The following is a 12,259-nucleotide window of genomic DNA, read 5'->3' on the forward strand; positions in this document are numbered from 1 at the left end:
ATCACCGCTCCGCCGTGAAGGCGCCGGTGGCGGCGGCGACGGGATTGGCCTCGTCCTCGTCCAGGGCCACGGCGCGCAGGAAGGCCACGCTGCGGGTCATGTGATAGCATTCGGCCCGCGCGGTGATGCGCTGCCCCGGCGTCGCGGCCCGCATGTAGTCGATGCGCAGGTCGATCGTCGCGGTCGATCGCGGGTTCGTCGGATGCGCCATCACCGCCGCCCCGCAGCAGGTGTCCATCAGCGCCGAGACGACACCCCCGTGGATCACCCCGGTGCGCGGATCGCCGACCAGGTGTTCGGCCCAGGGCATGCTGATCGTGGCGCGGCCCGCGCCTATCTCCTCGACCCGCATGCCCAGGGCGCGCGCATGGGGGATCGCCTCGATGAACTGCTGGGCGATGCGGGCGTGATCGTCGGGATCGGTCATGGGGCGTCCTTCTTTGCGCGAGGGGTAGCGTCCGGTCGGGACCCGGATCAAGCCCCGGCGCGCGATTCGGTTGAGAAAGGATGCGGCTGCGCTTAGGTTGACGCCAAGGGAAATCTTCCAGGGAGGTGCCGGGTGACCGAAGACCGCATCAGCTTCAAGGACATGTGCGCACGGTTCGAGGTGACGCCCCGCACGCTGCGCTATTACGAATACATCGAACTGCTGCAGCCCCGAAAGGAAGGCCGCGCCCGGTTCTATGGCCCGCGCGAGGTCGCGCGCATGACCCTGATCCTGCGCGGGCGGCGCTTCGGCTTCAGCCTGGAGGAGATCCGCCAATGGCTGCAGATCTATGACAAGAAGGGCTCTCGCGAGCAGTACCAGGTCTGGATCGACATGGCCGACCGCCAGCTGGCCGTGCTGGACGGTCAGATCGCCGACCTGACGGCGGCGCGGGCGGACCTGGACCAGCTGCGCCAGACCACCGTGGCCGAACTGGCCAAGATGGGCTGACGCGGCGGCACGCGCCCTTGTGACGCCGCGTCCTGCTTACGTTCGCGTCAACTTGGGCCTATGTTCAGGGAAGGACGGAAAGCCGGTTTGAGGAGGAGCCGCACCCATGTCCGAAGATCTGATGACCATCCGCCAGATGTGCGACGCCTTTGACGTGACCCCGCGCACGCTGCGGTTCTACGAGGCACGAGAGCTGATCTTTCCCCAGCGCCGCGGCCAGCACCGGTTGTATGACCGGCGCGACCGGGCCCGGCTGATCCTGATCCTGCGCGGCAAGCGCTTCGGGTTCAGCCTGGAACAGATCCGCCAGCTGCTGCAGCTGTACGAACCCGGCGGCACGAACCGCGCGCAGATCGCGGCCACGATCGATGTCGGCCGCGACCGCCTGGCGGACATGGAACGGCAATATGCCGAACTGAGCGAGGCGATCGCCGACCTTCGCCAGCAGATCTCGGATGCCGAGGGCCGGCTTTCCGCAGCCCCCACAGAACAGCCGTAAAGGATCCCGACATGCCTTCGTACACGCCCCCGATCCGCGACCTGCAGTTCGTCCTGCACGACGTTCTGAAGCTGTCGCAATCCGACCTGCCCGGCCATGACGAGTTGGCCCCCGACTTTACCGAGGCCGTGCTGGAAGCCGCCGGCAAGCTGTCCGCCGAGGTGCTGGCGCCCCTGAACCTGTCCGGCGACCAGGAGGGCTGCGTTCTGGAGAATGGCGTCGTCCGCACGCCCAAGGGCTTCCGCGAGGCGTTCGAGCAGGTCAAGGAGGGCGGCTGGACCGCGCTGGACTGCGACCCCGAATACGGTGGCCAGGGCATGCCCTACACCATGGGCGTGGCCACCGGAGAGATGTTCGTGTCGGCCAACATGGCCTTCAACATGTACCAGGGCCTGACCCACGGCGCCTATTCCGCGATCCACGCCCACGGCACCGACGACCAGAAGCAGACCTATCTGCCCAAGATGGTCAGCTGCGACTGGACCGGCACGATGAACCTGACGGAACCGCATTGCGGCACCGATCTGGGCCTCTTGCGCACCAAGGCCGAACCCCAGGAGGACGGAAGCTACCTGATCACGGGCCAGAAGATCTTCATCTCGGCCGGCGATCACGACATGGCCGAGAACGTCGTCCACCTGGTCCTGGCCAAGGCGCCCGGCGGCGGCGAGGGCACCAAGGGCATCAGCCTGTTCATCGTCCCGAAGTTCCTGGTGAACGCGGACGGCTCTCTGGGCGATCGCAACGGCGTGTCGGTGGGCGCGCTGGAGCACAAGATGGGCATCCACGGCAACGCGACCTGCGTGATGAACTATGACGGCGCGAAAGGCTGGCTGCTGGGCGATCTGCACAAGGGCATGCGCGCCATGTTCACCATGATGAACGAGGCGCGTCTGGGCGTGGGCCTGCAGGGCTATGCCGCGGCGGTACCCGCCTATCAGAACGCTCTGGCCTATGCCAAGGACCGCCTGCAGGGCCGTGCGGTGACCGGCGCGCAGAATCCGCAGGGCGCCGCCGATCCGCTGATCGTGCATCCCGACATCCGCCGCAGCCTGCTGGACCAGAAGAGCTTCATCGAGGGGGCCCGCGCGCTCGCGCTGTGGGGCGCGCATCTGATCGACCGCGGCCACCTGGCCGGCGACAAGGACGCCGAGGGGCTGGTGTCGCTGATGACCCCGGTCATCAAGGGCTTCCTGACCGACAAGGGCTTCGAGGCGACAGTGCTGGCCCAGCAGGTCTTCGGTGGCCACGGCTATGTCGAGGAATGGGGCATGAGCCAGTTCGTCCGCGATGCCCGCATCACCATGATCTACGAAGGTGCGAATGGCGTGCAGGCGCTGGACCTGGTCGGCCGCAAGCTGGCCCAGGATGGCGGCAAGCATGTGATGGCCTTCTTCGACATGGTCAAATCGTTCTGCAAGGAACAGTCCGGCAATCAGGCACTGGCGGCCGACTTCATCGAACCGCTGAAGGCCGCGTCCAAGGACCTGCAGGCGGCGTCCATGTTCTTCATGGAACGCGGCATGAAGAACCCGAACGATGCGTTGTCGGGCAGCTACGACTTCATGCATCTGTTTGGTCACGTGACCCTTGGTTACATGTGGGCCCGGATGGCGGTCGCCGCACAGGCGGCGCTGGATACAGGCACCGCCGACCCGGCGTTCCACAAGACCAAGCTGGCAACCGGCCGCTACTACATGAAACGGCAGCTGCCGATGACCGCCACGCATCTGGCCCGCATCCAGTCCGGAGCAGCCACGGTGATGGAGCTGGAGGCAGAAGCCTTCTGATCCGACATCAAGGGCGGAGAGGTCGCATTGGGTATTTTTGCAAAGAAGAAGCAGGATGCGCCCCGACCTCTCCCGATTGTTGTCGGGTCAGGCGTTGTCGGCCCACAGGCCGGGGCGACTTCTCCTTTGGCGGTCATCGGCTCCCCAGTCTGTACCGCAGGACCAGACTAATGCCGCTCAGTTGAAGAAGTGGTTAACGCCGCTTCTTCTTTGTCCAAATACCCCATGGGGGGTCCGGGGGGCGCGCAGCCCCCCGGCGTCGAGGAGGAAAGATGACCGCGCAACTCTGGTGCTTTGGCGAATCCGGAAACGCCTACAAACCGGCCCTGACGATGCAAGTGGCGGGTTATGACTGGCAGCCCGTCTATGTCGATTTCTTCAACGGAGAGGGGCGCAGCCCCGCATTTCGGACGCTGAACCCGATGGGCGAGGTCCCGGTGTTCCGTGAGGGCGATGTGACCCTGACCCAATCGGCCGTCATCCAGCTGCACGTCGCGGAACGCACCGGCAGGTTCATGGGCAGCGACCGCAACGAGACGCTGCGCTGGCTGATGTTCGACAACCACAAGGTCTCGGGCCAGGCGGGACCGGCGCGGTTCCTGTTGAACTTCCTGCCCGCGGACAAGCGGCCGGCAGGGGCCGCGGAGTACCTGCAGGGGCGGCTGAAAGGGGCCTATCATGTGCTGGACGCGCATCTGGCGGACCGCGACTGGGTCGCACCCGGCGGCCCGACCATCGCCGATTTCGCGCTGTGCGGTTACCTATACTATCCCGAGCCCTTCGGATTCGACCGCAGGGATTGGCCCCATATCGATCGCTGGCTGGACGGCATCGCCGCCCTGCCCGGCTGGAAACACCCCTATGATCTGATGCCCGGCAACCCATCCGACCGGGCGCCCAAGGAGGACACATGACCGACGCATTCATCTATGACGCCGCCCGCACGCCGCGCGGCAAGGGCCGCCCCGATGGCAGCCTGCACGAGGTCACCTCGCTGGCGCTGTCGGCGCGCCTGTTGAACGCCGTCAAGGACCGCAACGGGCTAGAAGGCCACGCGGTCGAGGACGTGATCTGGGGCAATGTGACCCAGGTCAAGGAACAGGGCGGCTGCCTGGCGCGCAGCGCCGTGCTGGCATCGGACCTGGACCAGAGCATTCCCGGCCTGTCGATCAACCGCTTCTGCGCGTCTGGCATGGAGGCCGTGAACCTGGCCGCCAACCAGATCAAGGGCGGCGCGGGCCAGGCCTATATCGCCGGCGGGGTAGAGATGATGGGCCGCGTTGCCATGGGCAGCGACGGGGCGGCCATCGCGGTCGATCCGGGACTGGCCATGCGGTCGTACTTTGTACCGCAGGGGATCAGCGCCGACATCATCGCGACCGAATACGGCTTCAGCCGCGCGGATGCCGATGCGCTGGCGCTGGAAAGCCAGCGCCGCGCGGCGCAGGCCTGGGCCGACAACCGCTTTGCCAAATCCATCGTCCCGGTGCTGGACCAGAACGGCCTGACCATCCTGGACCGCGACGAATACATGCGCCCCGGCACCACGGCGGACGATCTGGCCAAGCTGCGCCCGGCCTTCAAGGAGATGGGCGAGATGATGCCCGGCTTCGACAAGGTCGCGATGCTGAAATACCCGCACCTGACCCATGTCGATCACATCCACCACGCCGGCAACAGCAGCGGCATCGTCGACGGCGCCGCCGCCGTGCTGATCGGCAATGCGGAATTCGGGCAGGCCCATGGCCTGAAGCCCCGCGCGCGCATCCGCGCCACCGCCAAGATCGGCACCGACCCCACGATCATGCTGACCGGCCCGGTTCCCGTGACCGAGAAGATCCTGAAGGACAGCGGCCTGTCCATCGGCGACATCGACCTGTTCGAGGTGAACGAAGCCTTCGCATCCGTGGTGCTGCGCTTCATGCAGGCCTTCGACGTGGACCATTCCAAGGTCAACGTGAACGGCGGCGCCATCGCCATGGGCCACCCCTTGGGCGCGACCGGCGCGATCATCATCGGCACCCTGCTGGACGAGCTTGAGCGGCAGGACAAGACCATGGGTCTGGCGACCCTGTGCATCGCGTCCGGCATGGGCGCGGCCACCATCATCGAACGCGTGTGAGGAGCCCGGACATGACCGATTTCACGATGGAAAAAGGCGCCGACGGCGTCGCGGTGATCACCTGGGACGTGCCGGGCAAATCGATGAACGTGCTGTCGATGGACGGCGCGACCGCCCTGAACGGGCTGATCGACGACGCGCTGGCCGACGATGCCGTCAAGGGCATCGTCATCACCAGCGGCAAGAAGGACTTTGCCGCCGGGATGGACCTGAAAGTCATCGCGGGCATGAAGGACGCGAACGGCGCGCAGGGCGTGTTCGACGGCGTGATGACGCTGCACCACCTGCTGCGCAAGATCGAGCTGGCCGGCATGGACCCCAAGACCAAGAAGGGCGGCAAGCCGATCGCCAGCGCCCTGCCCGGCACCGCGCTTGGCATCGGGCTGGAGTTGCCGCTGGCGACGCATCGCATCTTTGCAGCCGACAATGCCAAGGCCAAGATCGGCCTGCCCGAGATCATGGTCGGCATCTTTCCCGGCGCCGGCGGCACCACCCGCCTGACGCGCAAGCTGGGCGCCATGATGGCCGCACCCTTCCTGCTGGAAGGCAAGCTGTCGGACCCCAAAAAGGCGAAATCGGCCGGGCTGATCGACGAGGTCGTCGAGGACCCGCTGGCCGCCGCAAAGGCCTGGGTGCTGGAGGCCAAGGAGGCCGACCTGGTCAAGCCGTGGGATGCCAAGGGCTACAAGATGCCGGGCGGAGAGCCGTTCCACCCGGCGGGTTTCATGACCTTCGTGGGCGCCTCCGCGATGGTGCATGGGAAGACGATGGGCGTCTATCCGGCGGCCAAGGCGCTGCTGTCGGCGGTCTATGAGGGGTCGATGGTGCCGTTTGACCAGGCGCTGAAGATCGAGGCGCGCTGGTTCACCAACGTGCTGATGAACCCTTCGTCTACCGCGATGATCCGCAGCCTGTTCATCAACAAGGAAGCGCTGGAGAAGGGCGCGAACCGCCCCGAGGCCCCGGACCAGACCGTCCGCAAGGTGGGCATCCTGGGCGCGGGCATGATGGGCGCGGGCATTGCCTATGTCAGCGCCATGGCCGGGATCGAGGTCGTGCTGATCGACGCGGCCCAGGACAGCGCCGACCGCGGCAAGGCCTATTCCACGGGCCTTCTGGACAAGGCCATCAGCCGCAAGAAGGCGACCGAGGAGAAGAAGGCCCAGGTGCTGGACCGCATCACCGCCACCACGGATTACGCCGCCCTGCAGGGCTGCGATCTGATCGTCGAGGCGGTCTTCGAGGACCCGTCGGTCAAGGCCGAGGTGACGAAGAAGGCCGAGGCCGTGATCCCGCAGGACGCGATCTTTGCCACCAACACCTCGACCCTGCCGATCAGCGATCTGGCGCGTGCCAGCGCGCGCCCCGAACAGTTCATCGGCATCCACTTCTTCAGCCCGGTCGATAAGATGCTGCTGGTCGAGATCATCAAGGGCCGCGAAACCGGTCCCGTGGCGGTCGCAAAGGCGCTGGATTTCGTGCGCCAGATCCGCAAGACCCCCATCGTCGTGAATGACGAACGGTTCTTCTATGCCAACCGCTGCATCATCCCCTATATCAACGAAGGCATCCGCATGGTGGCCGAGGGCGTGAACCCCACGCTGGTGGAAAACGCCGCCAAGATGATGGGCATGCCCCTGGGTCCGCTGCAGCTGGTCGACGAGACCTCGATCGACCTGGGCGTCAAGATTGCCAAGGCGACCAAGGCCGCGATGGGCGACGCCTATCCCGACGGCGCAGTCGACGACGTGCTGTTCTGGATGGCCGACCAGGGCAGGATGGGCCGCAAGGGCGGCGCGGGCTTCTATGCCTATGAGGACGGCAAGCGGCAGGGCCTGTGGGAGGGTCTGGACGCGCAGTACCCGCGCAGCGCCGATCAGCCCGACCTGCACGAGATCCAGCACCGCCTGATGTTCGCCCAGAGCCTGGAGGCCGTGCGTGCGCTGGAGGACGGCGTGCTGGAGGACATCCGCGAAGGCGATGTGGGCGCCATCCTGGGCTGGGGCTTTGCGCCCTGGTCGGGCGGTCCCTTCGGCTGGCTGGACATCCTGGGCGCGCAGAAGGCGGTCGAGATCTGCGACCGGCTGGAGGCCGCGCATGGTGCCCGCTTCAAGGCGCCGCAGATGCTGCGCGACATGGCCGCCAAGGGTGACAGCTTCTACGGGCGCAAGGCCGCGGCCTGACACCCCCGGATGGGCCGCGCTTGTGGCCCATCCGCACCACCCGCTGTGTCCGCCCTGCCATGTGACGAAACTTTCCGGTCTGGCCGTCGTTGAAGCCGCGGAAATTAGTCATATGCTGCGACAACGGAACCGCCCGACGGGCGGATGGCCGACAAGGGGACATGCCGATGAGTGACGAGACGAAACGCCGCGCCGAAGCTGCCCAGGCCCAGATCGAGGCGATCGCCTCGGCCCCGCTGCCCGAGCCTGCTCCTGCGGCGCAGTCCCTGTCCGATGCCGACCCCGCCGTCCAGGCCCATATCCGCGCCCGCATGGCCGAGATCGACCTGAAGGACAGCAATTCCATCCTCCGCTTCGGCACCCGTGCTCAGGCCGATCTGCAGCAGATCAGCCAGTCCATGCTGGCCGATGTCAAGGCCAAAGAGGTCGGCCCGGCCGGCGACAGCCTGCGCGAGGTCGTGACCACGATCCGCGGATTCTCGACCAGCGAGCTGGACATGCGCCGCAGCCGCAGTTGGTGGGAAAAGCTTTTGGGCCGGTCGGCGCCCTTTGCCAAGTTCGTGGCGAATTACGAACAGGTCCAGACCCAGATCGACCGCATCACGGCCGAGCTGGAGGGGCACGAGCAGAAGCTGCTCAAGGACATCAAGTCGCTGGACATCCTGTATGACCGCACGCTGACCTTCTATGACGAGCTGGCCCTGTACATCGCCGCCGGCACCGAAAAGCTGGCCGAGCTGGATCGAGAGACGATCCCCGCCAAGGAGGCCGAACTGGCCGCAAAGGCGCAGCCCGACCAGGTGATCGAGGCGCAGGAGCTGCGCGACCTGCGCACCCTGCGCGACGACCTGGAACGCCGCGTCCACGACCTGAAGCTGACGCGCCAGGTGACGATGCAGTCGCTGCCCTCCATCCGGCTGGTGCAGGAAAACGACAAGTCGCTGGTCACCAAGATCAACTCGACCCTGGTGAACACGGTGCCCCTGTGGGAGACACAGCTGGCCCAGGCCGTCACCATCCAGCGCAGCGCCGAGGCCGCCCGCGCGGTCAAGGAGGCCAACGACCTGACCAACGAGCTGCTGACGCGCAACGCCGACAACCTGCGTCAGGCGAACGCCCAGATCCGGGCCGAGACGGAACGCGGCGTCTTTGACATCAAGGCGGTACAGACCGCCAACGCCCAGCTGATCGCCACGATCGAGGACAGCCTGCGCATCGCCGACGAAGGTCGCTCGCGGCGCGCCTCGGCCGAGACCGAACTGGTGCGGATGGAGGCCGAACTGCGCGATGCGCTGGCGGCGGCATCCTCGCGGCAGCCTGCGGCCGTCACCGGCCCCGGCGGGCGGCGCTGATGCGGCGCCTGGCTGCCCCCGCCCTGGGATTGGCGCTGCTGCTGGGCGGCTGCGCCCCAGACCCGTTCACGGACACGCCCGGCTCTCCGCGCCCGCAGGCACGCCCCGAGGCCACCTCGGCCGCGCAAAGCCAAGCCGAGTTGCGCCGCGCGCGGGCCGAACGCAACCGCGCCGCGAATGCCGTCGCGCGCCAGGCCTCTGCCTCGCCCAGCCAAGCCAGCCAGTCGCAGCGTGACTATTATGCCGCGGCGGAACGGCGGCTGGTGGCGCAGGGTCGCCTGCGCCGCGACCGGACCCCGCTGGACGCGCCGATCGACGCCGAGATCCTGACCCGCAACTTCATCGACATCGCGCTGCGCGACGAATACAGCCAGACCGACGGCGGGCTGGTGTCGCAGTCCCGCGCTGCGCCCCTGCGCCGCTGGCAGGGTCCGGTGCGGATGCAGCTGGAATTCGGCGCCTCGACCGACATGGCCGCCCGCCCCGCCTGGCGGTCGGAGGTCGCGGATTTCGCGGGCCTCCTGTCGGACGCCACGCGCCATCCCGTATCGCTGACGGCCGAGGGCGGCAACTTCACCATCTTGGTCCTGACCGAGGATGAGCGCCGGGCCATCGGCCCGCGCCTGGCCCAGCTTGTGCCGGGCATCCCGGCGCAGGACGTGTCGATCATGACCGACCTGCCCGCCGCGATCAGCTGCGCGGTCTTCGCCTATTCGCAGGGGGCGGCCGCCGACTATGCCCGCGCCGTGGCGGTGATCCGGGCCGAACTGCCGCCGCTGCTGCGCACGTCCTGCATCCACGAGGAGCTGGCGCAGGGAATGGGGCTGGCCAATGACAGCCCCGGCGCGCGTCCGTCGATCTTCAACGACGACGAGGAGTTCGCGCTGCTGACGCGTCATGACGAGCTGCTGCTGCGGATCCTCTATGATCCCCGCCTGCGTCCCGGCATGTCCGAGGCGGAGGCCGCGCCCATCGTCCGCCGCATCGCGACCGAGCTGCTGGGCGAGAACGCTTGATCCCGTCCCCGGCCCGCCCCTAGAAAGGGGCGAGGTCAGCGGGAGGCACCTATGTCCATCTTCGACATCCTGGGCGGCGAATTCATCGAGATCATCGAATGGACGGCCGACGACCGCGACACGATGGTCTGGCGCTTTGACACGGTCGGGCGCGCGATCAAGTATGGCGCCAAGCTGACCGTCCGCGAGGGTCAGGCCGCTGTCTTTGTCCATGAGGGCCAGCTGGCCGACGTGTTCGGCCCCGGCCTGTACCTGCTGGAGACGAACAACCTGCCGGTGCTGACGCGCCTGCAGCACTGGGACCACGGCTTTCGCAGCCCCTTCAAGTCCGAGGTCTATTTCGTCAGCACGACCCGCTTCAACGATCTGAAATGGGGCACCCGCAACCCCATCATCGCCCGTGACCCCGAATTCGGCCCGGTCCGCCTGCGGGCCTTCGGCACCTATTCGATGCGCGTGGGCGACCCCGCCCGGTTCATGTCCGAGATCGTCGGCACCGATGGCGACTTCACCCGCGACGAGATCACTTTCCAGATCCGCAACGTGATCGTGCAGGAGTTTTCCCGCGCCATCGCCGCGTCGAACATTCCCGTTCTGGACATGGCCGCAAACACCGACCAGCTGGGTGCGCTGGTCGCCAAGGCCATCGCCCCGGTGATCGAGGCCTATGGCCTGGTCCTGCCGGAATTCTACATCGAGAACATCAGCCTGCCCGCCGAGGTCGAGGCGATGCTGGACAAGCGCACCAGCATGGGGATCATCGGCGATCTGGATCGTTTCGGCCAGTATGCCGCGTCCGAGGCCATGCTGGCGGCCGCGCGGAACGAGGGGGGCGCCGGTGCCGGCCTGGGCGCCGCGATGGGGGCCGCCATGGGCGCCACGATGCGCGGACCCTGGGGCGCCATGCCCTCGGCCGCCCCGCAGCCCGCAGCGCCGCCTGCGGCCCCGCCGCCCCTGCCCGGCGGCACGGCACCACGCTGGCATGTGGCCATCGACGGCGCGGCCGCGGGGCCCTTTGCGCAATCCGACCTGCTGCGGCTTGTGGCCGAGGGGCGCCTGACCCCTGCCACGCTGGTCTGGACCGAAGGGCAGGATGGCTGGCTGGAGGCCGGTCAGGTCCCGGCCTTGGCCACCATCCTTGGTGCGACGCCGCCGCCCCTGCCGCGCTGAGGACCGGATGATCCCGGCCGAACACCGCTTTCCCTGCGGACAATGCGGGGCCAGCCTGACCTTTCGCCCCGGCCAGCAGGAGCTTGTCTGCGATTGGTGCGGCCACCGGCAAACCATCGGCCCCGGCCCCGCCCGTGCGCCGGGGCGCAAGGCCGATGACAGCAGCGCCGACCCCGCCCTGCAATGGTCCGAGGGCCCGCGGGCGACGGGCCCCGCGCTTCGCGAGATCCCCCTGGCCGAGGGGCTGGATCTGTCTCAGGGTGCCGCGGACATCGTGCAGACCGTCCGCACCCTGTCCTGTCCGAACTGCGGGGCACAGGTCGATCTGGACGCCGACCATCACGCCAGCGCCTGCCCCTTCTGCGCAACGCCGGTCGTCACTGACACCGGCCCCACGCGCCGCATCAAACCGCAGGGGGTGATGCCCTTTACCCTGACCGAGGCGCAGGCCCGCGCTGCGATGAAGGCGTGGCTGGGCAGCCTGTGGTTCGCCCCGTCCGGCCTGACGGCCTATGCGCGCAAGGATCGGCGGCTGAGCGGGATCTATTCCCCCTTCTGGACCTTCGACGCCGACACGACGTCGCGCTATCGCGGCCAGCGGGGCGATGCGTATTACGTCATGGTGCAAAGCACCCAGACAGTGAACGGCCGGACGCAGACGGTCAGCCGCCAGGAACGCCGCATCCGCTGGACCCCGGTGTCGGGTCAGGTCGCGCGCCAGTTCAACGACGTGCTGATCCCCGCATCGACCGCGCTGCCGCCGCGCTTCTCCGAGGCGATGAAGCCCTGGGATCTGTCGGCCGTGGCGGAATACGACCCCCGCTTCCTGTCGGGGTTCGAGGCCGAGGGGTACACCGTCCCCCTGGCGGACGGTCACGGGGCCGCACGCCAGCAGATGGCGCAGGTCATCCACCAGGACGCCTGCCGCAGCATCGGCGGCGCGGAACAGCGCGTCGATCACGTCGACAGCCGCTTTGTGAACGAGACCTTCAAGCACGTCCTGCTGCCGATCTGGGCTGCGGCCTATCGCTACAACGGCGCAAGCTACCGTTTCGTGGTCAATGGCCAGACCGGCAAGGTCATGGGCGAACGCCCGTATTCGGCATGGAAAATCGCCGGGGCCGTCGCCGTGGCACTGGTAGCGTTAGCAGCCATCCTGTATCTGACCCAATAGGGCCGAACCAAGGGGG

General features: G+C 67.5%; 11 protein-coding genes. 10 read left to right on the plus strand and 1 reads right to left on the minus strand.

Translation table 11 applies throughout. The features are described 5' to 3' along the window. Position 1: 1 nt before the first annotated feature. The gene (locus EOJ32_RS14455) at positions 2-427 is read right to left on the minus strand and encodes a PaaI family thioesterase (protein ID WP_045981990.1); all 426 of its coding nucleotides are present in this window, start codon (positions 425-427) and stop codon (positions 2-4) included. Positions 428-589: 162 nt separating this feature from the next. Here EOJ32_RS14455 and EOJ32_RS14460 point away from each other — a divergent pair, with 162 nt between their 5' ends. The 10 genes from EOJ32_RS14460 (at position 590) to EOJ32_RS14505 (ending at position 12,243) form a co-directional block, all read left to right on the plus strand. Further along, positions 590-937 carry a MerR family DNA-binding transcriptional regulator gene (locus tag EOJ32_RS14460; protein ID WP_206692757.1) on the plus strand — a complete coding sequence of 116 codons (348 nt, stop codon included), beginning with the start codon at positions 590-592 and terminating at the stop codon, positions 935-937. Between the two features lie 106 nt (positions 938-1,043). After that, positions 1,044-1,436: a MerR family DNA-binding transcriptional regulator gene (locus EOJ32_RS14465; RefSeq protein ID WP_045981991.1), complete on the plus strand. Its 393-nt coding sequence runs from the start codon at positions 1,044-1,046 to the stop codon at positions 1,434-1,436. Between the two features lie 11 nt (positions 1,437-1,447). After that, positions 1,448-3,226: an acyl-CoA dehydrogenase C-terminal domain-containing protein gene (locus EOJ32_RS14470; RefSeq protein ID WP_127899038.1), complete on the plus strand. Its 1,779-nt coding sequence runs from the start codon at positions 1,448-1,450 to the stop codon at positions 3,224-3,226. Positions 3,227-3,498: 272 nt separating this feature from the next. Further along, positions 3,499-4,140, plus strand: coding sequence for a glutathione S-transferase family protein (locus EOJ32_RS14475; protein ID WP_127899039.1), 642 nt, complete (start codon positions 3,499-3,501; stop codon positions 4,138-4,140). Beyond that, positions 4,137-5,348, plus strand: coding sequence for an acetyl-CoA C-acetyltransferase (locus tag EOJ32_RS14480; RefSeq protein ID WP_127899040.1), 1,212 nt, complete (start codon positions 4,137-4,139; stop codon positions 5,346-5,348). The genes EOJ32_RS14475 and EOJ32_RS14480 overlap by 4 nt, the downstream gene beginning before the upstream one ends. An 11-nt stretch (positions 5,349-5,359) precedes the next feature. Then, positions 5,360-7,531 (plus strand): 3-hydroxyacyl-CoA dehydrogenase NAD-binding domain-containing protein, encoded by a 2,172-nt coding sequence (locus EOJ32_RS14485; RefSeq protein ID WP_127899041.1) that lies wholly within the window; start codon positions 5,360-5,362, stop codon positions 7,529-7,531. Between the two features lie 167 nt (positions 7,532-7,698). Further along, entirely contained in the window at positions 7,699-8,883 is a 1,185-nt protein-coding gene (locus EOJ32_RS14490; RefSeq protein WP_127899042.1) for a toxic anion resistance protein, read from the plus strand. Next, positions 8,883-9,899: a DUF2927 domain-containing protein gene (locus tag EOJ32_RS14495; protein WP_127899043.1), complete on the plus strand. Its 1,017-nt coding sequence runs from the start codon at positions 8,883-8,885 to the stop codon at positions 9,897-9,899. The genes EOJ32_RS14490 and EOJ32_RS14495 overlap by 1 nt, the downstream gene beginning before the upstream one ends. Positions 9,900-9,950: 51 nt before the next feature. After that, positions 9,951-11,069 carry an SPFH domain-containing protein gene (locus EOJ32_RS14500; RefSeq protein ID WP_127899044.1) on the plus strand — a complete coding sequence of 373 codons (1,119 nt, stop codon included), beginning with the start codon at positions 9,951-9,953 and terminating at the stop codon, positions 11,067-11,069. Between the two features lie 7 nt (positions 11,070-11,076). Continuing rightward, the gene (locus tag EOJ32_RS14505; protein ID WP_127899045.1) at positions 11,077-12,243 is read left to right on the plus strand and encodes a zinc ribbon domain-containing protein; all 1,167 of its coding nucleotides are present in this window, start codon (positions 11,077-11,079) and stop codon (positions 12,241-12,243) included. The last annotated feature ends 16 nt before the right edge of the window (positions 12,244-12,259 follow it).

This window comes from Paracoccus sp. Arc7-R13 (genome assembly GCF_004010775.1).
Taxonomy (GTDB): Bacteria; Pseudomonadota; Alphaproteobacteria; order Rhodobacterales; family Rhodobacteraceae; genus Paracoccus; species Paracoccus marcusii.